The 24,693-nt window shown below is 70.0% G+C and carries 20 protein-coding genes, 2 tRNA genes and 1 pseudogene; 16 read left to right on the top strand and 7 right to left on the bottom strand.

Annotated features, from left to right (window positions below; translation table 11 throughout):
• Nucleotides 1-74 precede the first annotated feature (74 nt).
• Together BMY04_RS20255 and cimA are read left to right on the top strand one after the other, a co-directional pair.
• Nucleotides 75-1,181, top strand: a complete 1,107-nt coding sequence (locus BMY04_RS20255; protein ID WP_091186009.1) for a branched-chain amino acid aminotransferase — start codon at nucleotides 75-77, stop codon at nucleotides 1,179-1,181.
• Nucleotides 1,182-1,933: 752 nt separating this feature from the next.
• Complete coding sequence (cimA, locus tag BMY04_RS20260; RefSeq protein ID WP_091186011.1) at nucleotides 1,934-3,628, top strand: citramalate synthase; 1,695 nt, start codon at nucleotides 1,934-1,936, stop codon at nucleotides 3,626-3,628.
• Between the two features lie 12 nt (nucleotides 3,629-3,640).
• Here cimA and BMY04_RS20265 read toward each other — a convergent pair whose 3' ends face one another.
• Nucleotides 3,641-4,246: a TIGR03086 family metal-binding protein gene (locus BMY04_RS20265; protein ID WP_091186014.1), complete on the bottom strand. Its 606-nt coding sequence runs from the start codon at nucleotides 4,244-4,246 to the stop codon at nucleotides 3,641-3,643.
• Between the two features lie 101 nt (nucleotides 4,247-4,347).
• Between BMY04_RS20265 and BMY04_RS20270 the strand changes: the two genes are divergently transcribed.
• Nucleotides 4,348-5,334: a helix-turn-helix transcriptional regulator gene (locus BMY04_RS20270; protein ID WP_170854248.1), complete on the top strand. Its 987-nt coding sequence runs from the start codon at nucleotides 4,348-4,350 to the stop codon at nucleotides 5,332-5,334.
• Here BMY04_RS20270 and BMY04_RS20275 read toward each other — a convergent pair.
• Entirely contained in the window at nucleotides 5,313-5,975 is a 663-nt protein-coding gene (locus BMY04_RS20275; RefSeq protein ID WP_091186021.1) for a GNAT family N-acetyltransferase, read from the bottom strand. The genes BMY04_RS20270 and BMY04_RS20275 overlap by 22 nt on opposite strands.
• A 111-nt stretch (nucleotides 5,976-6,086) precedes the next feature.
• Entirely contained in the window at nucleotides 6,087-7,370 is a 1,284-nt protein-coding gene (locus tag BMY04_RS20280) for a thymidine phosphorylase (RefSeq protein ID WP_091186024.1), read from the bottom strand.
• Between the two features lie 65 nt (nucleotides 7,371-7,435).
• Here BMY04_RS20280 and BMY04_RS20285 point away from each other — a divergent pair, with 65 nt between their 5' ends.
• The 7 genes from BMY04_RS20285 to BMY04_RS20315 all read left to right on the top strand — a co-directional run bounded on the left by BMY04_RS20285 (nucleotide 7,436) and on the right by BMY04_RS20315 (nucleotide 12,857).
• Nucleotides 7,436-8,257, top strand: coding sequence for a fumarylacetoacetate hydrolase family protein (locus BMY04_RS20285; protein WP_091186026.1), 822 nt, complete (start codon nucleotides 7,436-7,438; stop codon nucleotides 8,255-8,257).
• On the top strand, nucleotides 8,254-9,870 hold the full coding sequence (gene gltX, locus BMY04_RS20290; protein ID WP_456299064.1) for a glutamate--tRNA ligase: 1,617 nt from the start codon (nucleotides 8,254-8,256) through the stop codon (nucleotides 9,868-9,870). The genes BMY04_RS20285 and gltX overlap by 4 nt, the downstream gene beginning before the upstream one ends.
• Nucleotides 9,845-10,918 (top strand): CPBP family intramembrane glutamic endopeptidase, encoded by a 1,074-nt coding sequence (locus tag BMY04_RS20295; RefSeq protein WP_091186031.1) that lies wholly within the window; start codon nucleotides 9,845-9,847, stop codon nucleotides 10,916-10,918. The genes gltX and BMY04_RS20295 overlap by 26 nt, the downstream gene beginning before the upstream one ends.
• 171 nt (nucleotides 10,919-11,089) lie before the next feature.
• Nucleotides 11,090-11,161, top strand: a tRNA-Gln gene (locus BMY04_RS20300).
• Between the two features lie 14 nt (nucleotides 11,162-11,175).
• Nucleotides 11,176-11,248 (top strand) — tRNA-Glu (locus tag BMY04_RS20305).
• A 292-nt stretch (nucleotides 11,249-11,540) separates the two neighbouring features.
• Nucleotides 11,541-11,735 carry a helix-turn-helix transcriptional regulator gene (locus tag BMY04_RS20310; protein WP_198410309.1) on the top strand — a complete coding sequence of 65 codons (195 nt, stop codon included), beginning with the start codon at nucleotides 11,541-11,543 and terminating at the stop codon, nucleotides 11,733-11,735.
• 210 nt (nucleotides 11,736-11,945) lie between these two features.
• On the top strand, nucleotides 11,946-12,857 hold the full coding sequence (locus BMY04_RS20315; protein WP_232506541.1) for a tyrosine-type recombinase/integrase: 912 nt from the start codon (nucleotides 11,946-11,948) through the stop codon (nucleotides 12,855-12,857).
• Nucleotides 12,858-12,887: 30 nt separating this feature from the next.
• Here BMY04_RS20315 and BMY04_RS23165 read toward each other — a convergent pair whose 3' ends face one another.
• On the bottom strand, nucleotides 12,888-13,523 hold the full coding sequence (locus BMY04_RS23165) for a helix-turn-helix transcriptional regulator (RefSeq protein ID WP_198410310.1): 636 nt from the start codon (nucleotides 13,521-13,523) through the stop codon (nucleotides 12,888-12,890).
• Between the two features lie 276 nt (nucleotides 13,524-13,799).
• On the opposite strand from BMY04_RS23165, the gene BMY04_RS20325 reads away from it, so the two are divergent.
• The 4 genes from BMY04_RS20325 to BMY04_RS20340 all read left to right on the top strand — a co-directional run bounded on the left by BMY04_RS20325 (nucleotide 13,800) and on the right by BMY04_RS20340 (nucleotide 20,568).
• Nucleotides 13,800-14,309, top strand: coding sequence for a hypothetical protein (locus BMY04_RS20325; RefSeq protein ID WP_139210035.1), 510 nt, complete (start codon nucleotides 13,800-13,802; stop codon nucleotides 14,307-14,309).
• Nucleotides 14,293-16,113, top strand: coding sequence for an AfsR/SARP family transcriptional regulator (locus BMY04_RS20330; protein WP_091186042.1), 1,821 nt, complete (start codon nucleotides 14,293-14,295; stop codon nucleotides 16,111-16,113). Before BMY04_RS20325 ends, BMY04_RS20330 begins: the two co-directional genes overlap by 17 nt.
• 384 nt (nucleotides 16,114-16,497) lie before the next feature.
• Entirely contained in the window at nucleotides 16,498-17,046 is a 549-nt protein-coding gene (locus BMY04_RS22525; RefSeq protein ID WP_139210037.1) for a hypothetical protein, read from the top strand.
• 2,448 nt (nucleotides 17,047-19,494) lie between these two features.
• Nucleotides 19,495-20,568 carry a DUF4238 domain-containing protein gene (locus tag BMY04_RS20340; protein ID WP_170854249.1) on the top strand — a complete coding sequence of 358 codons (1,074 nt, stop codon included), beginning with the start codon at nucleotides 19,495-19,497 and terminating at the stop codon, nucleotides 20,566-20,568.
• Nucleotides 20,569-20,644: 76 nt separating this feature from the next.
• On the opposite strand, the pseudogene BMY04_RS20345 reads toward BMY04_RS20340, so the two are convergent.
• Both BMY04_RS20345 and BMY04_RS20350 read right to left on the bottom strand, forming a co-directional pair.
• Nucleotides 20,645-21,801: pseudogene (locus BMY04_RS20345) on the bottom strand (IS3 family transposase).
• 32 nt (nucleotides 21,802-21,833) lie between these two features.
• Nucleotides 21,834-22,460: a tetratricopeptide repeat protein gene (locus BMY04_RS20350; RefSeq protein ID WP_091186053.1), complete on the bottom strand. Its 627-nt coding sequence runs from the start codon at nucleotides 22,458-22,460 to the stop codon at nucleotides 21,834-21,836.
• 327 nt (nucleotides 22,461-22,787) lie between these two features.
• Here BMY04_RS20350 and BMY04_RS20355 point away from each other — a divergent pair, with 327 nt between their 5' ends.
• A complete protein-coding gene (locus BMY04_RS20355; RefSeq protein WP_198410311.1) occupies nucleotides 22,788-23,372 on the top strand; it encodes a DUF6624 domain-containing protein in 585 nt (194 codons plus the stop codon).
• A gap of 115 nt (nucleotides 23,373-23,487) precedes the next feature.
• Here the strand turns inward: BMY04_RS20355 and BMY04_RS23725 are convergent, their stop codons facing one another.
• Nucleotides 23,488-23,964, bottom strand: coding sequence for a PH domain-containing protein (locus BMY04_RS23725; RefSeq protein ID WP_408630471.1), 477 nt, complete (start codon nucleotides 23,962-23,964; stop codon nucleotides 23,488-23,490).
• On the opposite strand from BMY04_RS23725, the gene BMY04_RS20360 reads away from it, so the two are divergent.
• Nucleotides 23,864-24,634 carry a hypothetical protein gene (locus tag BMY04_RS20360; RefSeq protein WP_170854240.1) on the top strand — a complete coding sequence of 257 codons (771 nt, stop codon included), beginning with the start codon at nucleotides 23,864-23,866 and terminating at the stop codon, nucleotides 24,632-24,634. The two genes, BMY04_RS23725 and BMY04_RS20360, sit on opposite strands and share 101 nt — an antisense overlap.
• The last annotated feature ends 59 nt before the right edge of the window (nucleotides 24,635-24,693 follow it).

A 24,693-nucleotide genomic window follows, 5' to 3' on the forward strand; every position in this document is an offset into this window, starting at 1 on the left:
CCGTCCCCGGCGGTCGTCGTCCACCCTCGAAGACCCCTCCGCCACACCCACCCCGCAGCCCAGAGAGTGAACCCGTGAGCCTCCCCTTCGACCTCCGTCCGCACCCGAGCCCCCGCAGCGACGCCGAGCGCGCGGCGATCCTGGCCGACCCCGGCTTCGGCGTGCACTTCACCGACCACATGGCCGTCGCCACGTGGACCTCGACCGACGGCTGGCACGACTCGGCCGTCGTCCCGTACGGACCGTTCACGCTCGACCCCGCGACGGCGGTGCTGCACTACGCGCAGGAGATCTTCGAGGGGCTGAAGGCCTACCGCCACGCCGACGGCAGCGTGTGGACGTTCCGTCCCGACCAGAACGCCGCGCGGCTGGCCCGTTCCGCCCGGCGCATGGCCCTGCCGGAGCTGAGCGAGGCCGACTTCCTCGCCGGCATCGAGGCGCTGGTCGCGGCGGACGAGGCGTGGGTGCCCGAGGGTGCACGCAGCGCCGCGCAGGAGTCCGAGCAGAGCCTCTACCTGCGCCCGTTCATGTTCGCGTCCGAGTCGTTCCTGGGCGTCCGGGCCGCGCGCCGGGTGACCTACTGCTGCATTGCCAGCCCGGCCGGCCCGTACTTCGCCAGCGGCGTCCACCCCGTCCGGATCTGGATCTCCACGACCTACAACCGGTCCGGCCCCGGCGGCACCGGCGCGGCCAAGACCGGCGGCAACTACGCGGCCAGCCTGCTCGCGCAGGCCGAGGCGGCCGACAAGGGCTTCGACCAGGTGATGTTCACCGACGCGGTCGAGCAGCGCTGGGTCGAGGAGCTCGGCGGCATGAACGTCTACCTCGTCACCACCGACGGCGAGCTCGTGACGCCGGCCCTCACCGGCACGATCCTCGAGGGCGTCACCCGCGACTCGATCCTGACCCTGGCGCGCGAGTTCGGCCTCACGCCGGTCGAGCGGCAGATCGCCATGACCGAGCTGCTCGAGGGCGTCGACTCCGGCGCGATCTCGGAGGTCTTCGCCTGCGGGACCGCGGCGGTCATCACCCCCATCGGCCTGCTCGCCGACGACGCGGGGGAGCACAAGGTCTCCGCCGGCGTCACCGGGGAGGTCACGGCGGCGATCCGCAAGAACCTCCTCGACGTCCAGTACGGGCGCGCCGAGGACACCCACGGCTGGATGCGCAAGATCGTCTGACCCCGGTCTCGCGGCTCCGGGCTCGTCGGACGTTCCCTGAGCCGCTCAACGCTCCCTGAGCCTGTCGAAGGGCAGGACGCCCCCTGAGCCTGTCGAAGGGCAGGACGCCCCCTGAGCCTGTCGAAGGGCAGGCCGCCTCCTGAGCCTGTCGAAGGGCCTCGAAGAGGTCGGCCTCTCCGTCTGCGAGTCACGCCGACCCCTCCGGGGCCCTTCGACAAGCTCAGGGAGCGTGACCCGGGGCCCTTCGACGAGCTCAGGGAGCGTGACCCGGGGCCCTTCGACGAGCTCAGGGAGCGTGACCCGGGGCCCTTCGACGAGCTCAGGGAGCGTGACCCGGGGCCCTTCGACGAGCTCAGGGAGCGTGACCCGAGGCCCTTCGACGAGCTCAGGGAGCGCGACTCGGGGCCCTTCGACGAGCTCAGGGAGCGCGACCCGGAGTCTTTCGACGAGCTCGCGGGGTGTGGCTCGGGCCCTTCGACAGGCTCAGGGGGCGTGGCCGGGCCCTTGGACGAGCTCAGGGGCGTCCGGGCGACGGCTCGCCCTCCCGTCCCCGCGTCCGTCCTGCGAGCGCGGACTGGCGTCGGCGGAGCATCCGCGCCACACTGGGCGGCGTGCTGACCGTGGTCATCATTCGCTAGCGCGCCGGGCTCCCGCCCGACGCGCCAACCTCCTGCACCCCAGGAGGTTTTTTTGTGCCCGCAGGGGGCACAACACGAACAGCACGCCGTCCGCCCCAACGGAGGAGCACCTTCATGGCAGCCCAGCCCAGGCCGGTCCCGACCGACTTCCACGTCTTCGACACCACGTTGCGCGACGGCTCGCAGCAGGAGGGGCTCAACCTCTCCGTGGCCGACAAGCTGGCGATCACCGCGCTGCTGGACGAGCTGGGGGTCGGGTTCGTCGAGGGTGGCTGGCCGGGGGCCAACCCGGCCGACACGGCCTACTTCGCGGCCATGGCCGACGGGGCCGTGCGGCTCAAGAACGCTCAGCTCGTCTCTTTCGGCTTCACCCGCCGCGTGGGCATGCGCGCCGCCGACGACCCGCTCACCGCGGCGCTGCGCGACTCGCGCGCCCCGGTCGCCTGCATCGTCGCCAAGAGCCACGACCGCCACGTCGAGCAGGCCCTGCGCACCACGCTCGAGGAGAACCTCGCGATGGTGGCCGACACCGTGTCGCACCTGCGCTCGGAGGGCCAGCGGGTCTTCGTCGACTGCGAGCACTTCTTCGACGGCTACCGGGAGAACCCGGCGTACGCGCTGGAGGTGGTCCGCACGGCGGCCGAGGCCGGCGCCGAGGTGGTCGTCCTCTGCGACACCAACGGCGGCATGCTCCCGCCGTGGGTCGGCGAGATCGTCGCGGGAACCGCTGCGGCGACCTCCGCCCGCCTGGGGATCCACGCGCACAACGACACCGGCTGCGCGGTCGCGAACACCCTCGCCGCCGTCGACGCCGGCGCGACGCACGTGCAGGGCACCGTGAACGGCTACGGCGAGCGCACGGGCAACGCCGAGCTGGTCTCCGTGGTGGCCAACCTCGAGCTCAAGTACGGGTGGCCGCTGCTGCCGGAGGGTTCGCTGCGCGAGGCGACCCGCCTGGCCCACGCCATCGCCGAGGTCACGAACGTCCCGCCGAGCGCGCGCCAGCCCTACGTCGGGATGAGCTCCTTCGCCCACAAGGCCGGGCTGCACGCGAGCGCGATCAAGGTCGACCCGAACCTCTACCAGCACATCGACCCGGCCGTCGTCGGCAACGACATGCGGATGCTCGTGTCCGACATGGCCGGGCGCGCCAACATCCAGATCAAGGGATCCGAGCTCGGCTTCGACCTCTCCGACCGCGACCTCGCCGCCCGGATCACCGACAAGGTCAAGGAGCGCGAGGCCGCCGGCTACACGTACGAGGCCGCCGACGCCAGCTTCGAGCTGCTGCTGCGCCGCGAGCTCGACCAGCTGCCGGCGTACTTCGACGTCCACTCCTGGCGCCTCTTCACCCAGGGCCACCCCGGCGGCGAGGGCTTCCCGGGCGGCCGCGCCGGCGACGACAGCGACACCGAGTGCACGGTCAAGCTGACCGCGCGCGGGGTGTCCCAGCGCGTGGTGGGGGAGGGCAACGGTCCCGTGAACGCCCTCGACGCGGCCCTGCAGAACGCGCTGCTGCACGCGTACCCGGTGGTCGAGGACTTCGGCCTGACCGACTACCGCGTGCGCATCCTCGACCAGGGCCACGGCACCGACGCGACCGTCCGCGTGCTCATCCAGACCACCGACGGCCGTCGCCTGTGGACGACGGTCGGCGTCGGGCAGAACGTCATCGAGGCCTCGTGGGAGGCCCTCAGCGACGCCTACCTCTTCGGTCTCCTGCACGCGGAGGCGGCCGACCCGGCGCCGCACGAGCAGTCCGAGCAGGCGCCCGGGAGCACGACGCTCCGCGACCTCGAGCACGTCTGAGGCCGCGTCGGGTCACCGGCTGACCCGGCCCGACCAGTTCGCGAGCCGTTCGGTCGGGCCGGCGTCGCCCGCCGGCTCCACCGGCTCGGCGAACGGGAAGCCCTCGCGGCCCTCGGGCGGCAGCACCCGGCGCATGGTCGCGTACGCCGGGGCGACGAGCGCGGGGTCGGCCTCGGCCTCCTGACCGGTGGCGCGGGCGAGGTCCCAGCCGTGCGTGAGGTTCTCCGCGAGGTAGACGCCGAGGACCGCCGCGCCGGGCACCTGCCCGAAGGGCGCCTCGACGAGCCGGCCGAGCGCGGCGGGGTCGGCCCAGGCCCGGCGGCCCTGCTCGACGCGCTCGCGGTAGTCCGCGACGACGTCGTCCGGGAGCGCGGGCACGAGCGCGGCGGCGTCCGAGGCCGGGCGGCCCGCTCCCATGACGACGAGCCGGTCGGCCACGCCGAAGACGTGGCGGACCAGGGTCTCCACGTCGAAGTCGGCGCAGGGCGTCGCCCCGCCCAGCTGGTCGGGCCGGACCTCCGCGAGCAGGCCGGCGACCCACTGCTGGGCGGCGTGCACGGCCTCGCGCAGGTCGGGCAGCCCCTGCTCGGTCGCGGCGGCGGTGGTCGGTGCGGTCATGGCGTCCTCCTCGGTCCCAGGCCGTCGTCCGCGGCCGGTGTCGCCATCCTCGAACGCCATACCTGACGTCCTGTGTCAGGTTTTCCTGGCAGGATCGCGACGTGCGGGCGGACCGGCTGCTGCGGGTGGTGGCGCTGCTGCGCGCGCACGGCCGGCTCAGCGCGGCCGACCTCGCCGCGCGCCTGGAGGTCAGCGAGCGGACGGTCCTGCGCGACATGGAAGCGCTGTCGGCGGCGGGGGTCCCGGTCTACGCCGAGCGCGGCCGGTCCGGCGGGTTCGCGCTGCTGCCCGGCTACCGCCCGGCCGTCGAGGACCTGACGGAGGCCGAGACGCAGGCCCTGCTGCTCAGCGGTGCCGGACGCGGGCCGGGCCAGGGCGCCGGTTCGGTGCAGGGTGCCGGGCTCGACGAGGCCCTGCGCAGCGCCGTCCGCAAGCTCTCCGTACGGCTCGCGCCCGAGCAGAGCCTCGCGGCCGACCGGGTCGCGGACCGGGTCGTCGTCGACCCCGGCGGCTGGTTCGGCGAGCAGGAGGAGCTGACCCACCTGGCCGCCCTGCAGCGCGCGGTGTTCGGCGACCGGCGGCTGCGCGTGCGCTACCAGGGCCGCAACGACGCCCGCGGCTCGCTGCGGACGCTCGACCCGTACGGGCTGCTCCAGGCCCGCGGCACCTGGTACCTCGTCGCCGCGCACCGGGGCCGCCCGCACACCTACCGCGTGGACCGGGTCGAGGCTGCGGAGGTCCTCGACGAGGCGAGCGGGCGCCCGGCCGACCTCGACCTGCGGGCGCTGTGGGCCGAGCTGCGCGGCCGGTTCGCCCGCCGGCCCACGCTGACCGTGCGGCTCCAGGTCGCCGCCGGCCACCTGTCCGAGGTGCGCATCATGCTGGGCGCCGTCGGCAGCGGCCGGCCCCGCGTCGTGGCGGAGCAACCGACCGTCGTCGAGGTGGAGGTGCTGTCGGCCCACGCCGCGACGGCCGCGCTGGCCGGGTTCGGCGACCTGGTCCGCGTGCTCGACCCGCCCGAGGTCGTCGAGCACCTGCGCGGCAGCCTCGAGGCAGCGCGCGCGGTCTACGCCGAGCCGGCGGTCTGAGCCAGCCCGAGGAACCGCTGGAGCGGCTCGGCCCCGGTCACCTCCACCGGCTCGCCCCGCACCAGGTCCTCGGGGCGGAGCACGAGGTGCCGGGTCAGCGCCAGGCGTCCCTCGCGGACCGTGCGCAGGACGTCGCCCTCGCGGTAGCCGACCTTGCGGCTGACGGCGAGCGAGGCCGGGTTGTCGACGAACGCGGCCGAGGTCACCTCGACGGCGCCCAGGTGGTCGACCAGCAGCGTGCAGACCGCCCGGCGCATCCGCGTGCCGATGCCGCGTCCCTGGTGCCGCCGGGCCAGCCAGGACCCGGTCAGGGCCGTGCGGGTCACCGCGTACGCGCCGCCGGCGAAGCCCTGGGTGCCGACCAGCTCGCCGTCCACGCGGACCGCCAGGTCGACCGACACGTGGTCGGGCCCGAAGGCGGCCCGCTCGGCCCAGTGGTGCGCGGCGAAGCGCCGGGGCTGCTCGTCGTGGGGCACGCGGGTCCACGGGAACGTGAAGGGCATGAAGTCCTCGGGGTGGATCCCCGAGCGCACGAGCTCGACGAGCCCGGGCAGGTCGTCGTCGCTGATCGCGCTCAGCGTCAGGTCACCGCTGCGCACGACGAGCCCGAAGGGCGGCCAGAGGTCGCTGGGGACGATCATGCTCCGAGCCTCGCGCACGGGGCCGGCACCTGTCGAAGCGGTTGTCTGGCTGCGAACGCCCTGAGCTCGCGGAAGGGCCGCCGAGGGACGCTCCCTGAGCGGGCGCTCGGCTCAGGCGCCGATGCGGTCGATGACCAGGGGTTGCCGCTCGACGGTGCCCGACCCGATGTCGAAGGCGTTCTCGAGCGCGGCGAACGCGCGCTCGAAGCGTTCCGGGGTGTCGGTGTGCAGCGTGAGCAGCGGCTCGCCCTCGCGGACCTTGTCGCCGACACCGGCGTGCCAGGTGACGCCGGCGGCGGCCTGCACGTCGTCGCCCGGCCGGGCGCGCCCTGCACCGAGGCGCCAGGCGGCGACGCCGACGGCCATCGCGTCGAGCCGGGTCAGGGTGCCGGTGGCCGGCGCGATCAGGTCCTCGGTCGCCTCGGCCTTCGGCAGCGGGGCGTCCGGGTCACCGCCCTGGGCGCGGATCATCGCCTTCCAGGTGTTGTACGCGCGGCCGTCTGCGAGCGCGTCGGCCGGGTCGACGTCGTCGCGCCCCGCTCCGGCGAGCATCTCGCGGGCCAGCGCCAGGGTGAGCTCGACGACGTCGGCGGGCCCGCCGCCCTGCAGCACCTCGACCGACTCCGCGACCTCGACCGCGTTGCCGGCGCTGCGGCCCATGGGCGACTCCATCGCGGTCAGCAGGGCCACGGTGCGGACCCCGGCGTCGGTGCCGAGCGCGACCATCGTCTCGGCCAGCTCGCGGGCCGACGCCTCGTCCTTCATGAACGCGCCGGTCCCGACCTTGACGTCGAGCACCAGCGAGCCGGTGCCCTCCGCGATCTTCTTGCTCATGATCGACGAGGCGATCAGCGCGATCGACTCGACGGTGCCGGTGACGTCGCGCAGCGCGTACAGCTTCTTGTCCGCGGGCGCGAGCCCCGACCCCGCCGCGCAGATCACGGCGCCGACGTCCTCGAGCTGGGCGAGCATCTCCTCGTTGCTCAGCGAGGCCCGCCAGCCCGGGATCGCCTCGAGCTTGTCGAGCGTCCCGCCGGTGTGGCCGAGGCCACGCCCGGACAGCTGGGGCACGGCGACGCCGCAGGCCGCCACCAGCGGCGCGAGCGGCAGGGTGATCTTGTCGCCGACGCCGCCGGTGGAGTGCTTGTCGGCGGTGGGGCGCGAGAGCGAGGAGAAGTCGAGCCGCTCGCCCGACGCGATCATGGCGGCCGTCCAGCGGCTCAGCTCGTCGCGGTCCAGGCCGCGCAGCAGCACGGCCATGGCCAGCGCGGACATCTGCTCCTCGGCGACCGTGCCGTCGGTGTAGGCGGCGATCAGCCAGTCGATCTCCTCCGGGGCGAGCGTCCCGCCGTCGCGCTTGGTCTTGATCAGGTCCACCACGTCGAAGGCCGCCATGGCGCCCAGTCTGCCGACCGTCTCGGCGCGTCGGGTCCTCGCCCCGCCTCGATAGGCTGGCCCGCATGCGTATCGCCCGTTTCGCCGCTGACGGCGACCCCCAGTACGGCGTCGTGGAGCTGGCGGAGGACGGCGGCAAGCACCCCGGCACCATCTCCGTGCTCACCGGCGACCCCATCGCCTCCCCGGTCGGTCTCACCGGCGAGCGTCGCGAGCTCGACGCCGTGCGCCTCCTCGCGCCGGTCATCCCGCGCAGCAAGGTCGTGGCCGTCGGCAAGAACTACGCCGCGCACGCCCGCGAGATGGGCGGCGAGGTGCCGGACACGCCGCTGACCTTCTTCAAGCCCAACACCTCGGTCATCGGGCCGGGTGAGCCGATCATCTACCCGACCACCACGCAGCACCTCTCCTACGAGGGCGAGCTGGCCGTGGTCATCGGCCGGATCTGCCGCGAGGTGCCGGTCGAGCGGGTCAAGGACGTGATCTTCGGCTACACCGTCGCCAACGACGTGACCGCGCGGGACCTGCAGAAGAGCGACGGGCAGTGGTCGCGGGCCAAGGGCTACGACACCTTCTGCCCGCTCGGTCCGTGGGTGACGACGCACCAGAGCCTCGCGGAGGTCGGGAACCTGCGGCTGACCACCACGCTCGACGGTCAGGTCGTGCAGGACGGCACGACCGCGGACATGGTCCTCGGCGTGGCCGAGGTGATCTCGTTCATCTCCTCGTACACCACGCTGCTGCCCGGCGACGTGATCCTCACCGGCACCCCGGAGGGCGTTGGCGCGATGCTGCCGGGCCAGGAGGTGACCGTGACCGTCGAGGGCATCGGCTCGCTGACCAACGTCGTGGCGAGCGACCGCAGCACGAGCAAGGAGGACGCGTGAGCGACGCGACCAGCTCGGCCGACCCCGCCGGCGCCGAGCAGGCCACCGGGCCCGAGGAGACCGGGCCCAGCCCGGACCAGCCGCTGCACGCCCCGCGTGACGACGCCCGCGTGCTCGGCGACCTCGCGCCCGAGCAGGTCCGGGTGCGGTTCCCGCCGTCGCCGACCGGCAACCTGCACGTCGGCAACGTCCGCAGCGCGCTGTTCAACTGGGTCTTCGCCCGCCACTACGGCGGCACCTTCGTGCTGCGCGTCGAGGACACCGACGCCGGCCGCAACCTCGCGGAGTCCTACCAGGTCCTCTACGACTCGCTGACCTGGCTCGGCCTGGAGTGGGACGAGGGCCCCGGCGTCGGCGGCCCGTACGCGCCGTACGTGCAGAGCGAGCGCGGGGACGTCTACCGCGACGTGGCCGGGCGCCTGCTCGAGAGCGGCGCGGCCTACCGCTGCTACTGCACGCGCGAGGAGATCGAGGCGCGCGAGGCACTGCTGCCGAAGGGCGCCCCCTCGGGCTACGACGGCTTCTGCCGCAACCTGCCGGCCGAGCGCGTCGCGCAGCTCGAGGCGGTCGGGGCGCCGTCGGTGGTCCGGATGCGGGTGCCCGACGGCGACATCGTCTTCGACGACCTCGTGCGCGGCGAGGTGCGCTTCGCCGCCGAGCACGTGCCCGACTACGTCCTGGTGCGGGCCAACGGCGAGCCGCTCTACACGCTGGTCAACCCGGTCGACGACGCGCTCATGGAGATCACCCACGTGCTGCGCGGGGAGGACCTGCTGCCGTCGACGCCGCGCCAGGTCGTCCTCTACGAGGCGCTCGCCCGCATCGGCGTAGGCCCGGGCCGCACCCCGCGCTTCGGCCACCTGCCGACGGTGCTCGGCGAGGGCAACCGCCGCCTGTCCAAGCGCGACAAGGGCTCCGGCCTGGCGGAGTACCGCGAGCAGGGCTACCTGCCCGAGGCGCTGCTGAACTACCTCGCGCTGCTCGGCTGGTCGATCGCGGAGGACCGTGACGTCTTCACCCTCGCCGAGATGGTCGAGGCGTTCGACATCCTGCGCGTCAACGCCAACCCGGCCCGCTTCGACCCGCGCAAGTGCGAGGCGATCAACGCCTCCCACATCCGCCTGCTCGACGTCGGCAGCCTGACCGAGGCGCTGGTGCCGTTCTTCGTCGGCGCCGGGCTGGTCGCCGACCCGCCCACGACCGAGCAGCACGCGCTGCTCGCCGCGGTCGCGCCGCTCGTGCAGGAGCGCATCCAGACGCTGTCCGAGGCGGTCGGGCTGGTGGCGTTCCTCTTCGTCGACGACGCCCGCATCCAGGTCGAGGACGGCCTCCTGAGCGCCCAGTCCGGGCCCGTGCTGGCCGCCGCCCGCGAGGCGCTGGCCGGGCTCCAGACGTTCGACGCCGCCGGCGTCGAGGCCGCCCTGCGCGCCGCGCTCGTCGACGGGCTCGGGCTCAAGCCGCGGCTGGCCTTCGGGCCCGTGCGGGCCGCGGTGACCGGGCGCAAGATCTCGCCGCCGCTGTTCGAGTCGATCGAGCTGCTGGGGCGGGAGTCGACGCTCGCCCGCATCGACGCCGCGCAGGGCGCCGGTGCGGCCGACGCGCCGGCCCGCTGACGTGGCGTCGGCCAAGGACCGGCAGCGTTCCGGCAACCCCGCCGTCCGCGGCGGGGTCCAGCCGCCGCGGGACCGCGCCTCCCGACCCGGGCGCCCCGCGCCCGCGGCGCCGCCTCGGGAGTTCGTCCCGGGGCTGCTGCCCGCCGACGGCGCCCCGTACCCGCTCGCGCTGCGCAACGCCGAGACGGTGTGGTGGCGCTCCGCGCTCGGCGCGCTGTTCGGGCTGTCGCTCTACCTGCTGCTGGTCATCCTCGTCAGCCAGCTGGTCGTCTACCTCGGCTGGATCGTCACGCACCCGGTCGACTACGCGACCTACTCGGCGCAGGCGATCGCGTACCAGCGCCCGATCGGCCTGCTCGCCTCCAACGTCGGCATCGCCACCCTGATCCCGATCTCGCTCGCGCTGGTGCTGGTCATCCACCACGCGAGGACGCACTGGCTGTTCTCGGTGCAGCCGGGCATCCGCTGGCGCTACCTGCTCGTCTGCCTCGGCGTCTCCGCCGTCGTGTTCGTCGGGATCCAGGCGGTCATGGAGCAGCTCGCCTCGTCGGGCCGGGTCGCCCCGCAGCCCGGGTTCGTGCTGTTCGCCGCCGTCGTGCTGATCTCCTCGCCGATCCAGGCGGCCGCCGAGGAGATCTTCTTCCGCGGCTACCTGATGCAGGCGCTCGGCAGCGCGAACTCCAGGCCCTGGTTCGGCGTCGTGGCGTCGGCGCTGGTCTTCGCCCTGATGCACGGGACCCAGAACCTCGCGCTGTTCGTCAACCGGCTGGCCTTCGGCCTGCTCGCCGGGCTGCTCGTCTGGCTGGTCGGCGGTCTCGAGGCCGGCATCGCCGCCCACGTGCTCAACAACATCGTGGCCTTCGGCTGGGCCGGCCTGACGACGTCCATCGCGACGCTGCGGGCCGTGCAGTCGCTGACCTGGGCGCAGTCCGGTTTGCAGATCCTCGCCTTCGTCGTCTGCGCCGCGCTCACCCTGCTGGTCGCCCGGCTCATGAAGCTGCGGACGAGGGTCGACCTGTCGGCGCCGGGGGTCACCTCGCGCGCCTGACGAGGGGAGTCCGGTGGCCGACGGGCGCTCGCCGACGCGCCGCTCGGGCCGGTGTGACGTCTCCGACAACCCGCCGGTTTGAGTCGGAGTGCAGGTCTCCGGTAGTGTTTCTCCTCGTGCTCCTGAGCAGGGAGCACCGTCTGGGAAGAGTCCTCCAGGGCTCGACCGAGATGGGGTATGGGGTAATTGGCAGCCCGGCTGATTCTGGTTCAGTTAGTCTAGGTTCGAGTCCTAGTACCCCAGCGCAGGACAGCTAGGGCCCCGTTGTGTAGCGGCCTAGCACGCCGCCCTCTCAAGGCGGTAGCGCGGGTTCGAATCCCGTCGGGGCTACTCAAGAAAGTCCGTTCTCACTAGGGCGGATGTTTCGCGAGAACATTGAACGCCTATCTAGTTTGAGTCCGCAGGCCTCATTTAGGCCTCACTATGCACCGCTGTCCGTGCTGGCGAGGTGTCCCTTTGATCTGCTCCTGACCTCGGTCGGGGCCGTTGCTAGCGGCGGTGCGGGGGTCGCCTGCCTCACCCTGCTGTTGCGATCGGGTGAGTGCCGACGTCGGCCGACCTGCTTGTGGAGGACGGTGGCGCCTCTTCGACGTCACCGGCATCCAGCAGAGGAGGGCGGCGCGTGCCCGACGAGGTGGAGCGGCTCCTCACGATCCACGAGCTCAGCGCGATGCTGGGCGTTCCCGTCGCCACGCTCTACGGCTGGCGCCACCGCGGCGAGGGTCCGCAGGGCTACCGGATCGGTCGGTACGTGCGCTACCGACGGGCTGGAGTCGAGGCTTGGCTCGCCACACGGGCGGACGTCCGGAGCGGGTAGCTGATGGCGTACGTCGAGCGGCGGAGCGGTCGCCACCGTGACGCAACCGGGCGTGTGCGCGAGGTTGTCCGGTACCGCGTGCGGTACCGGGACTCGGCCGGGACGGAGCACAGCGAGACGGTTGCCCGGCGCGTCGACGCCGAACGCCGCAAGGCCGAGATCGAGGTCGAGCTCGCCCGCGGCACCTGGCGCGACCCCCAGCGCGGGCAGGTGCCGCTGCGCGAGTGGGTGAGCGACTGGCTGCCCACGCGCCACGACCTGCGGGCCACGACCAGCGCCCGACTCGAGATGACGATGGCCAAGCAGGTCCTGCCCCGCTTCGGCGACGCCCCGCTGCAACGCATCACCAACGCCGAGGTCCGGCGATGGGTCTCTGACCTGCTCGCCGGCGGGCTCTCGGCCGCCTCGACCCGCAAGGCCGTGTTCGCGCTGCGGCAGGCGCTCGAGGCGGCGATCGCTGACGGCCGGATCCTGCACAACCCGGCCGACAAGGTGCCGCTGCCGAGTGAGCGGCAGAAACGGCCCCGCTTCCTGAGCCAGACCGAGGTCGAGCGGCTGGTGGCCGAGCTGCCCGCGCGCGACCGGGCGCTGGTGCTGGTCGGCGCCTACGGCGGGCTGCGCTGGGGCGAGGCTGCGGGACTGCGCCGCCGCAACATCGACGCGCTCCGCTCGAGGATCCGCGTGGAAGGGACAGCCGTCCAGCTCGGCGGGCGCATCACCCTCGACAACGAGCCGAAGACCGAGCGCTCGAAGCGATCCGTTCCCATCGCGCGCAGCGTGATGCGGCGCATCCAGGAACACCTCGACGAGCATGTCGACGGATCACCTGAAAGCCTCGTGTTCACCGCCCCCGGCGGGGGGCCGCTGTTCCGCGCCTGGAGCCAGAACACGCTAGCGCCGGCCGCGCGCCGGGCCGGGCTCGAAGGCCTCACCTTCCACGGGTTGCGCCATAGCTTCGTCGCCATCATGGTGGCGGCCGGCTGCAACGTGCGCGAGGTGTCGGAGTGGGCAGGTCACAACAGCGTGGCCTTCACCCTGACCCGCTACGGCGGCCTCTACGAGGACGGCAGCGACGCCGCCGTCGACCGGCTCGACGCGCTGCTCGGGCCCGCAGGCCCATGACCGTGATCGAGCCTGAGCCCAGCCGCGGTGTCAGTCGTTGTCGAGGAGCTGCCTCAGCCGGGTCAGCGCGCTCTCGGCGTCGCGGGCGAGGACGAGCTGCCCGGTGCTGGAGCTGGTGAGGTGGATCCGGACCCAGGTGCCGTCGATGGCGTCGCCGTGGTGGGTGAGGTTGAGCAGGCCGCGGCTGCGCAGGGCCGGGGTGTCGATCTTGTAGCCGCCGAGAATGGTGTCGACGTCGACGAACGCCTCGGCGCTCCAGGCCAGGTCGGTCACGACGTCAACGGCGGTGTCCACGTCTGGGGCGTCAGGGGTGCCGGCGCTGACGGCGCGAGAGGCGGAGCGGCTTCGGACCGGCTGGATGGTGAGGTGGTGGCCTTGTTGGACGAGCTCCACCGACCCGCTGCGCAGGTCCGGGCTGCCGCCTGGGTCGAGGTTGTGCCAGGCGGAGTGCCAGGTGCCGTTGAGGGGTGACAGGCCCCCTGCGAGCTCGTCCATCGTGATGCGGAGCCGGTCAGCGAGCCGGCGGGCGATAGCGAGCGTCGGTTCGGTCTCGCCGATCTCGTAGCGGTTGATCTGGCGGGTGTCGACGCCGATCTCCCGGGCGAGCTGGGCCTGGGTGAGGCCGAGCTTGACGCGGTTGGCCCTGATCGCTTCCGGGGTTCCCACCCATCGCCTCCTGAGGTTCCGAGCAGGACCGGCTTTTACGTCCGGAAATCGGACGCCGCTGCCCTACAGTCGTTTTCACGTCCAGCAGGTGGACGTGAACGACAGTACTCGACCCGCAAATGGGTCGGGAAGGAGCGCCCGATGTGTCCACGACTTCTTGCCGGTCTCGGCGGGGGAGCAGCCCTGCTTCTCGCCGCGGGCTGTGGCCTGCCCACCACGACCACCACCAGCAACGAACCCGCGGGGCCCAGCGGCACGGCGACTGTGGTCGCGCCCGTGGACCCGGTCGACCCGGGCGATCCGACCAGCTCGTCGACGTCCGGCTCGGCGAGCCCGGCGCCGACGCCGGCGGCGTCAGGGACGCCGGGCGACGTCGCGGTCGCGACCCGACCGGGGTCGTTCGACAAGGACAAGGTCATCGCGACCCTGTACCCGGTGCGCCGAACAGGGGAGACGGCCTCGGTGAACCTGTACATCGCCGCGCAGGACCCGGACGGCACGTTCATGCTCCTCAACAGCCTCGGCGACGGGAACACCGAGACGTCGTCGAAGGCCCTCACCTCCGTCGACGGAGTCCGCCTGGTCGACCCGGTCGCGAAAAAGGCGTACCTGCCCGCGGTCACCGCCGACGGTCAGTGCGTCTGCTCGCCCGACGACGGGGCGACGGGGGAGATCCGCAGCTCCGTTTGGGTCACCGTCACCTTCGCCGCGCCGCCCGCACAGCTCACTCTGATCAACGTCACCGTCCCGACCTTCGGCACGTTCACCGATGTCCCGATCCACTAACGGCGCGAGCTCAACCCTGCAGGCGGGGGCCGTTCGGCGGGTCGCGGGCGCGACGCTGGTCGCGAGCGCATCGCTGCTGGTGGTGGCGCCGGTCGCGCTGGCCATGCCTCCAGGCAGCACCGCGCCGGTTGTCGACGTCAACGGGCCTGTCGTCGCCATCTACGCCGGCACCGCCGAGATCGACGGCAGCACCACGATCGAGCCCACTGGAAACGGGTCGAAGTCGCGTCTGGACTGCACCATCTTGTTCGGCAAGGACAGCGACGTCCTGCGGCCCGGCGCGAAGGAGCGTCTGCGCCGCCTCGCCGAGGAGCTGCGTTCCCAAGGTGCAGGTCGCGTGGCGATCACCGGCTACACCGACGACCTCGGCAGCGCCGCCCACGGCCTCGACCTGTCCGCACGCCGGGCCCGACGCGTCGCTCACGAGCTCGCCCACACGCTCCCCGTCCAGCAGTTCCCGATGACCGTCCGCGGGCTCGGCGAAGCTCACCCGGCGGTCCCCAACACCAGCGAAGCGAACCGCCGCAAGAACCGCCGCGTCGTCGTCACACTGACCCGCACCACGGCGACCCGCCCAGCCGCGAACCGCGCTCGACGGGATCCCAGCCCCCGGCCTGATCAAGCCCCGGCTCCGCCAGCGACGTCGACTGCCGCACCGACTCCCACGCCGACCGCTGCGACGACCTCCGCGTCAACGACTCCCGCCGCAGCACCCCCGCCTCCCGAGCCGACCCCGACCACGTCCACCACGAACCCCTCGCACGGGCTCCCGTGGCGCTGGATCGGCGGGATTGGAACCACCCTGGTCGTCGGGGGCGCGCTCCTCGACCGGCTCCGTCGGCGCCGGGCCGTCGACCCGGAGGCTCAAAAGGCACCGGCACCGCCACCGCGGTCCGACGTCGAGGACGGGACGTCCGAGGTAGACGGACCTCCACTCACCTCGAACCACGACAACGGAACCGCGCCTGAGCAAACTTCAGCCGGTACCGTCGGGGAGGCATTGGCTGCGGAGCGCGACCCGAGCACCGTGCCACCGAGCAGCGTGGACAGCACCACCGCCGCAGCGTGTGGAACCGGCGCTCTGCCCACCCAGTCGAAGGGTGAGACCGAATCAGCGCTGTCCTCCGGCCTGGCGGCGAGCCTGGCCGCCGACCTCGCAGCCTGGCGGTCAGACGACACCCACCGCCCCCGGCTGAGCGTCCTCGGACCGGTGCACGCCCGCACCCGCGGCAAGGCCCTGGCTCGCCGCCGCCCCTACTACACCGAGCTCCTCACCTATCTCGCCTTGCACCCGAGCGGCATGACCGTGGACCAGATCGCCGACGACTTCGCCCTCACCTCACCCCGTGTGCGCACCGACATGAAGATCTTGCGCGACTGGCTCGGCGCCGACCCGCACACCGGTAACGCCTACCTGCCCGACGCGCGTACCACCCCGGCCGCCCTGCGCCGCGGGACCGCGGTCTACCAGCTCGACGGCGTCCTCTGCGACTGGCACCTCTTCACCCGGCTCCAGGCCGCAGCCGGGCGGACGAGCGGCGCCAAGCGGGCAGACCACCTGCATGCGGCCCTCAACCTGGTCACGGGCCAGCCGTTCGACCAGCTTCGCCCCAGCGGCTGGAGCTGGCTCTTCGAGGGCGACCGAATCGACCTGCACGCGGCCACTGCGGCCTGGAGCGTCGCCGTCGAGCTGATCGCCTACCACCGCGCCCAGCGCGACGAAGACGCCGCCCGTCGCGTTGCCGACATGCTGGGCACGATCGACCCCCAGAGAGCCCGGGAGTCGGAGAGCATGACGTCATGAACCAGCCGTTCGAGCCAGGGCGGCTCCCGAGGACCGGCTCGGCGACTCGCACGAGCATCACGGCGCCGCTGTACCTGCTGGCACCTCCACCCCAGGAAGCCGTCTGCTGCCGCTGCGATGACAAGATCGCCGACCCCATCGCCGTCAACGTTCCCGGCCTGACCGCTCGAGGCTGGAGCCATCGCGCCTGTCTGCCGGCTTGGCTCTTGACCTAATGGAGGCCGCAGTTTCGAGTCGGAGGAGCCGCATTGCTTCTGCTGGAGCTCAGTCAGCTACGTCGACGCGCTCTTCCCGGGGTACGTGCCCGAGCCCCACGTGGCGTGGCTTCTGTCATGACTCTTACCGGCGAAGGCCAGCCCCGATGACCTACAAGCTAATTATCCGATGAATGACGCCGAGCCGAACTCAGACCATTACGTACGGCAGCCGCCACGATCGCGATGGCACCGCGTCTTTGCCGCCGCACTACGCGATCGACCTGCGGTCGGAGTCCTGGTCGCCGTCACTGACCATCTGGGTCGACCACCAAGCCGCAGCGAGGCCAACGCCGCGCGGAGAGCCGCTCACAGTTTCGCCGCATCTGGTCTTGGGCGTCTCGAGCATATTCAGGTCAGCGAAGCCTTCGGCGACCACAACCGGCTGGTGCTCGTCCGCAGCGAGCTGGCCAGCCCGTCCATCCCGGAACTACTTGCCGCCCTTGACGGCGACTGCGTGGATCGCAGTCCGGCTGATCTGCGCGTGGCGCACACGCAATCAAGCCGTCGACTCGTGGCTGACCTCGTGGAGCTTGCTAAGCAGGCCCGCCACCTACAGCTCGCGCAACTCACCGACGCCGAGCGTCACGAGCTCGCAGCGAGGCTGGCGCCCGCTCTGAGCGAGCTTGGAAAGTTCAAGCGCCAACTCGGGAAGATCAAGCCGCCAGCAGTCAGGTGAGTGCCTCCCGGCTCAAGCCCGGCGTAGGCGGGCATGACGACTCGCATCGTTGTTGAGACCGCGTTGCTGGCCATCGTGATGCGGTGACATGTCAACTGCCCGCGGAGTACGGCGTAGTCGACTCGCTCCCTTACGACCTTGAGGTGGCGAAGAACACGGCTCACCGTCCAAGCCAGCGTGCCTACCCGACCAAGAGCCGGCCAGTCGTCCGGTTCAGCCTCTTCGCAAGAACCCCGTCCATCGGGCATCTTCGCGGGCGGGGCTTACGAGAACGGCGCTGACTGCGACGCAGTGCCGCTGCGCCCGCCGCCGTATTCGCGCTGAACGGACGTCATGCGGGCGAGTGAGTAGCAGAGGTTGCACTACTGACCGGATGCTCCCTACGCTTGCCAAGTGCCGACGAGCGAGCGCGAGAATCTGGCCGTGGCCTCCTGGTACTTCGGGCCGGTTCAGGAGCAGCGATGACGGGTGTTCGTAGGCGTTCGATCGGCGGTCTAGCACTTGCCTGCATGACCCCGGGGGCCGCCGCCTTCGTCGTTGGCGCCGTTGCGGCTATCTGGGCCTAGAACCTGCCTTTCGGGCAAGACATCCCTACGACCTACCGATACAACGAGCCGGAGCGCACTGACCACGCGATCAGGATGGCCATCCGTGGCGTGGTCGCTGGCGCGCTCGGGCTCATCACATTTGCGGCCGGCCTGATCATCAGGATGCAAGGCAGGCGGTCGCGAGGAGCTGACCGCTCTGGCGCTTGAAGCGACTCCCCCGAGCGCAGAACGCGCTGCGCGACGTTAACATTCACAGTCAAAACGGGAGGATCGATTGGCCTTCGTCAATTCGGTCCCGCTGATCGCTCAGAACTCCCACTGCAGCAACCTCGTCTTCCGGCTGATATGGACGGTGATTGCCATGGGGATCGGCGGAGTGGTCGTGCGGCGTGCCCAGACAGCCCTGGAACGCGGCGCAAATCAGAGGTATGCGATCGGCTCGACCAGGCAGCCTGCGAGGCTTACAGGCAATGGGCCCAGGCCGGGCATGCATAAATGCGCTCCGCTCGACGGTCGGCTAACGGTGACGCCGCTGGCCCGTAGGGCGGACGGCTTGCGGACTACGCAACGCGAGGGCTGACGGCGCCATGGAAGGCGATCGGAGAAAGCGCCGAGCCTCTCAGACACTCTGAGGCCTTAGCTGGCCGTCAGGGCCCGCAACGTAGGGACGTGCGCCCAATGGGACGTGTCCTCCACAATCCAAAGAATTGAATCGCTTTCCACACCGAGTGCGATCTGTCTGTCAGCTTCGCCGTCGTCTCGGCTGCTCGGACGCCCGAGAAGGTGGACTGGTGTTGGTTCGTTGTCGTAACGCCGGTTACGGAAGGATCCGTTGAGGACGATTCCTCGGCCCGTAGTGATGGCGAAGCCTGAGCGCCCTGAACCGAGAGGCCCAGGGATCCCAACCTCGATTCGCGACCCGTAGTTTCCAGTGTTGAAGGAGTACTCGAAGTTGTTCGCCCCAGCGAGGCCCCGAGGTACCTGTTGAAAGGCCAAATCTAGGTCGGCTGACCAACCGGGTGGAGGAATCGGCAATGAAGCTCTGACGCTGCTGGGTCGGCTCCTCGCAGCACTCAGTCCTCCCAAGGAGCAAGCCCTAGAGGTCGTTCTGATTCGAACGGCGAGCCGGCCATATCTGGTGCTCGCACCGCGAAAGGGAACCGAATGGTCGCCTGGGGCGAAACGAGGTGTGATGACGCGGATGCTTCCCTGCCGTGCTGGCTCCTCGATCCTCACGTGAAATCGGCCTGATCCCGCTCGACTGGCGTCGACTCCGTGAAGGCTGACCTTCAGTCCGGCCACAGCCTCGTTCACGATATAAAAGGAAGAGTCATGCGCCCAGATCTGCCAGCCGGACGACTCCCTCGAGTCGGTGCCGACTACCGAATAAACCCGAAATCGCTTCGACCCCACTTCTCCCACTTCCTTCCCCAGCCTTATAGGCGAGATGGCCGACATTCTAGTTCGCTCGAATGACAGTTTGTTCAAGGCACGAGGGACGTTCAATTGACCGTATGCCGCGTTGTCGCTCCGCGATGGATGCACTTCCGCCCTAGGGGAGCTGCTCCCGACGTCGCAGCGGTCGCCCTCGTGCGAGGGGGCGCCTGGGACTGATACCGAGGATGACCCCGTCTGCGTAGTCGAGTTAAGGCCGTTAGAAGGAGGCTACTACGGGGAGCGTCGCGACGACGGTCGGCTTCCGTTCGGGCAAGCGCGTGGGATTGAGCTTCGATGATGATACGGAACGCGGAGATCCACGACGTTTTCGCCGAGAGCCAGGGAGCGGCATGACTCGTGCGAAGTGTAGGGCCCGAATGGCGAGGGCCGACCTCGGAGCGTGAGCATCCACGATGGACCCCGGAAGTGCGCCGATTTGGTGACAAGTCGCATACTTTCGACTGTGGTTGACCTGCTTAATCCGTACGCGTCCGAGCGAGGGGCCGATCGGCGCGCGAAGGAATGGCTCGGCAACCTCGACCATCAAGCCGCCGTGGGTAGTCGTCACCATATCGTCCCGAGGTTCCTGCTCGAACGTTTCGCCTCTACGGACAAGAGACTGCGTGTCCGAAGCAGGGTCGACGGCACTGCATCAGTTCGTTCGATCGGCGATCTCGCTGTGCGTGACTTCTATACCAGCGTAACGACTGACACCGGACTCGATTCCAGCTTAGAGTCCCTTTTGAGCATCGTCGAAGGGAGGGCAGCGCACATACTTCGACAGCACCTGGACTATCCCGCTTTCTCCCGAGCGAGGCCCTTCACCCTCGAGGAGCGAAGCGCCCTCGACCTTTTCGTCGCGTCGCAAGCAATTCGCGGTATGCGCATTCGACGGGGCCTAGAGGTTGTCACCGATTACACGGTCAAGCTCCTGAATCATGACAAGATCTCTGAAGACGACATTCAGAATACGGAGTTCCTTCCGCACTCTAACGACCACCTAAAGATGTTCGGATCCTTAGTGGAGCGAGTAGCCGAATCGCTTCGGAAGCGTTCCACGTCTCTCCTTCAACTAGAAAAGCCCTTACTAATTATTGGCGACGAGCCGGTGATTCTTGAGAGCGAGAAGGTCGGACCCATCGAAGGAGGCAGGTCAGAGGCGAAGGTTGAACCGGAGGAGTTCGTAAATGTTGAGGGCGGACTTGGATTCGGAAACGCGGACGTAGTTCTCCTCCCCGTCTCTTCGTCCGCCGTGCTGCTTTACGGGCCACCAAATCATCAGGGCCTGCCCACCGCACTAGAGCTCGGTGGTGAGGAAGCGCGCTTGATCGCCGAGGAAATCAACTGGAAAGTTGCATACGCAGCAATAGATTGGGTTGCCGCGAATCCAAGTCATCCCGGTTTCGCCTCGATGACAATGCCGCCGCGTCCACCCGTATTGAAGGTGCGTGACTACGGCTCGCTGGCCGCAGAGCGAGTGAATTCGACGCCTGCACACCGACCAATTCGGCGGCTCCGCGCGGACGATGTCTCATAACGTCTTCGCGCGCCCCGGAACTTCTTGCTTACAAGGGTCTGCCCCGACTTCGGTTGACTCGGTCGGTAGGGGGCGATCAGGCCGCGTTAGCGGCTTGTTGGAGTATCTCGAACTCGATTGGGGTGAGTCGGCCGAGGGCGGGTTGTCGGCGTCGGCGGTGGTAGGTGTTCTCGATCCAGGTGATGATCGCGAGCCGGAGCTGCTGGCGGGTCTGCCAGCGGCGTCGGTTGAGGACGTTCTTCTGCAGCAGCGAGAAGAACGACTCCATCGCGGCGTTGTCGGCGCAGGCTCCGACCCGGCCCATCGACCCATGCAGGCCGTGGTTTCGGAGGGTCTGGACGAAGGCGTGCGATCGGAACTGGCTGCCGCGGTCGGAGTGCACGATCGTCGCGACCGGTCGGCGGCGCAGCACGGCGTGCTTGAGGGCGTCGACGGCGAGCTGTGAGGTCATCCGCTCGGCCATGGAGTAGCCGACGATGCGTCGGCTGCAGGCGTCCTAGATCGCGCAGAGGTAGAGCTTGCCCTCGCCGGTGGGGTGCTCGGTGATGTCGGTGAGCCACAGCTGATCGACCTCATCGGCGCCGAAGGCGCGCTCGACGAGGTCGTCGTGCACCGGCGGGCCGGGTTTGCGGGTCAGGCCGCGCTTCTTTGCGTGCGCCGACCAGAGGCGCTGCTGGGTGCAGAGCCGGCTGACCCGGTTTCGGCCGGCAGTCACGCCCCGGCCGGGAAGCTCGTCGGCGATGAAGCGGTAGCCGAACTCAGGGTCGTCGTGGTGGATGTCAACCGCCGGGTTGATCAGGTGCGCGTCGGCCCAGTCGCGCTCGGTCACCGGCTGCGCGCGCCACTTGTAGAAGGCCTGCTTGGAGAAGCCGAGCACCCGGCAGGTCACCGCGACGGGGATCTTGTCGGCGGCCAGGTCGAGGACCAGCGGGTACATCATTTTGGGAGGGTGTCGCGAGCGAAGTAGGCCGTCGCTCGGCGCAGGATCTCGTTCTCCTGCTCCAACTGCTTGGTCCGTCTGCGCAGCTCCCGGTTCTCCGCCTCGAGGCTCCCGTCGACCGACGCTGCCGGGCTCGCCTTGGTGGCGTCGTCACGGTCGGCGATCTGGAGCCAGCGAGCCAGGCATGACTCGCTGATGCCGAAGCTCCGGGCTACCTGCGCTCGGGACTTGTCGCCCTGCCGAGCGACCGCGATCACATCGGCGCGGAACTCCTTCGGATACGGGGTGGGCACGATGCTGATCCTTCTAGCGAGGACTCAGATCCTCACAGGCAAGGAGTCAACCGAACCGGGGGCAGACCCGCCAGCACCACGCCGACGCCCGGGTGGCGTGGGAACACAGGGCCTTGTTCGGCGAGCTGGAGGGCACGTTGGGCTGCCTCGCGGGCGACGACCTCGTCGCCCGCAGCCTCGGCCGCAGCAATCAGCGCCAAGTTCCAGCGGAAGAGCTCGCTCGGGAAGCGCGGCGAGCCCGTCTCCATCCACTGCGTGAGAAGCTCGATCGCCTCTTCTAGGGCATCGTTGCTGCCGCGAGCGATCAGGACCTCCGCGAGCTTGACGTGCTGCATGAATGAGGTGCCATTCATCGTCGGGTTCTCGGAGATCAGGCGCCGATAGAACGCCTCGGCCTGCCTCGGGTCGCCAACAGCGTAGGAATCAGCGAGGTGCTCCAACGCGGCGTAGCCCTGGCCGCGGGCGTAGGGACCCTGGTCGTCAAGGACCCTCACCCACAGCTCGCGGGCCGCATCCACCTTCCCAACGGCCGCCACGGACAGTCCCTTGATCCGGAGGTACTGAGCGCGGTTGTGCGGCCTGGCCCGGGCGAGCCGGCGTTCGAACTCGTCCGCACCTTCGCGGCTCCAGTCCGTCGATCGGAACCAGTCCTCGGCCATTGCTACCAGCGTGTCAGACGTGGGTGCGCTCCGTGCCCTTTCGTGACCCGAGCTCAGCAGAGATCTTGCCCTTGGTCGTAGAGGTCCTGCTGCCGTTCGCACTGTCGCGTAAGACGCGGGTTGAGCGCGGCGACTGAGACGAGGCCACCGGTCTGCCACCGCCCGTAAGCCGGTCGTCCTGCGGGCGGCCTGCAAGGCGAACGGCTATCGCGACGTGTCTGTCCTCGGCCGTTGTGTGGGGACGGACCCGAACTGGGTGCGGCCCTGGACGCGCGGCGCGCCGCTTACTGATTGCCAGTGCCCGGTCCACAACGTGAAATGGGGAGCGTGACAGACGCCGGCGTGACGGATGCGGCGCTTCGCGGTGAGCTGCTACGTCGAGCGGAGGTCGACCAGCAGGCCAGGCGCGCGTGCATCGCGTTATTCGTTAAGGCAGTCGACGGCGTAGTAGACCCGGCATACCTAGCGCCCGAAGAGCGGAGAGTTGTCGACCAACTTGCGACGGTCGACCGGAACAACACGTCTTGGCTGCGGGAGGTGCTGCGACAGCGTGGCTGGCCCGGGCGCTCGGACGTGGGTGATGACGCAGCACAGGCGGCCTGGCTCCTGGCTCAGCACGCGGACGCCGATCCGACGTTCCAAGCAGAGTGTCTGGTGTTGTTGGCTGCGGCTGTCGAGGCCGGTGAAGCAGCGCGATCCTGTCTGGCTTACCTCGACGACCGAGTCCGCGTCGCGCGCGGAGACCCTCAGCGGTATGGCACCCAGGGCGCAGACGGTGAGGACGGCGAGTGGCGCCCACAGCCCCTCGCCGCCCCCGGCATGGTTGATCAGCTGCGCGCCGAGGCGGGATTGGAGCCGCTGGCCGACTACGTGGCCCGAATGAACGAGGAACAAGAAACGCCCACCGAGTAGGCGCCCGTGTGCCCCAAGACCACTCTGCAGCCCGTGCTCAACCGCGAGGATCTCCAGAACGTGCACCGGAGGAGGGTCCCCTTACGACGGTTGCGGTCTGCCGCTGGTCAACCTCTTACGACACCTCAAGAGGAGTCATGGCCGCGCCATTGCTATCAAGTCCGGCTCGCTGCCGGATCGCGACGACCAGGCCCTCGAGGGCCTCGTCTCTCGCGTGTCGTCCGCGTAGACCAGGCGGAGCTAGGACGTCCGGAGCAGAGCTAGGCACAGCTCCACGCTGTCGCAGCCAGATGACTGAATCGTTCTCCCACTCAGGAGCGCGCTGCACTGAGACGATGTCCGACCAGCGGTAGAGCCGGGTCCGCAGCCCACGGACCTCGACGCCTTCGTCAGTCAACCTCAGCCGTGCTCGGGCTGTGGCGACGAGGCCCAGCACGCCGGCACCCAGAAACCCGAGCGCATAACCCAACGGGCGATGCCACACCACAACGGTGAGCACGCTCGCGGCGGCCGACGAGACGACGTACAGAAGGATCGTCAACGGCCACCGAGGGTCGTCGGTTGCACTCCACTCAGTCCTCAATGCGCCCACCTCGTTTTCACGGCCTGCACGGTTGACGCTAGCGAAGTTGCCGTGGCCGCGAGTCGAAGTGAAGAACGGGATGGCCGACGCCGATGAGGGTTGTTCCGCCACGTCCCGCAGGACGGTCGACGGTGGAACTCTCCGCACTGTGAACTGGCACGCTGAGGGCATGGCCGGTCAGCCGATATCCAGGTGGTTCGGCGAAGTGCACCTCGACCCGGCCTCGTCCTCGGCGCTGACCATCGACGACGTCGAACGAGTCCTCGACACCCACGGGCCGATAGGCGTCGATCACGACACGAGCTCGGCCGACGTGGGGCCGGGACCCTCCGCCGAGTTCCACATCCAGTGCTCGACTGAGCCAAACCTCAACATCAACCTGATCCAAGACGGCGACCTGTTCCTCGTCGAGCACCCCAGCGGAATCGACGAGCACTACGGGGAGCCGCAGATCGACCAGATGTTGCGCCGCTTAGGCAAGGTCCTCACCGCTACCTATGAGATCGAGGAGACCTACTGGAAGGGCTGCGTGGTCCGCGCGGTCCATCGCCAGCAAGGAGTCGACGAATCGAGCGAAGAACTCGAATTTGTCTTGGGTTGGCTCCCACCGCCATGGTGGCCGCTACGCCGAGCTCGCTTCGAAACCCGTCGGCGGACAGCGTCGTTCCGCATCGACTAGCTAACCGGGACCGACGCCTAGCACTCCTGTACCGCTGAGCGGTCGCCTTGAGCGATGGC

The sequence above is a fragment of the Microlunatus flavus genome (assembly GCF_900110855.1).
Classification (GTDB): Bacteria; Actinomycetota; Actinomycetes; order Propionibacteriales; family Propionibacteriaceae; genus Microlunatus; species Microlunatus flavus.

Excerpts from the sequence above, each read along its gene's own strand:
- BMY04_RS20275 (WP_091186021.1), bottom strand. The coding sequence starts at position 5,975 with ATGATCGTCCCCAGCGACCTCTGGCCGCCCTTCGGGCTCGTCGTGCGC.
- BMY04_RS22525 (WP_139210037.1), top strand. The coding sequence starts at position 16,498 with ATGAATGACGCCGAGCCGAACTCAGACCATTACGTACGGCAGCCGCCA.
- BMY04_RS20330 (WP_091186042.1), top strand. The coding sequence starts at position 14,293 with ATGTCCCGATCCACTAACGGCGCGAGCTCAACCCTGCAGGCGGGGGCC.
- BMY04_RS20285 (WP_091186026.1), top strand. The coding sequence starts at position 7,436 with ATGCGTATCGCCCGTTTCGCCGCTGACGGCGACCCCCAGTACGGCGTC.
- BMY04_RS20265 (WP_091186014.1), bottom strand. The coding sequence starts at position 4,246 with ATGACCGCACCGACCACCGCCGCCGCGACCGAGCAGGGGCTGCCCGAC.
- BMY04_RS20280 (WP_091186024.1), bottom strand. The coding sequence starts at position 7,370 with ATGGCGGCCTTCGACGTGGTGGACCTGATCAAGACCAAGCGCGACGGC.
- BMY04_RS20350 (WP_091186053.1), bottom strand. The coding sequence starts at position 22,460 with ATGGCCGAGGACTGGTTCCGATCGACGGACTGGAGCCGCGAAGGTGCG.
- cimA (WP_091186011.1), top strand. The coding sequence starts at position 1,934 with ATGGCAGCCCAGCCCAGGCCGGTCCCGACCGACTTCCACGTCTTCGAC.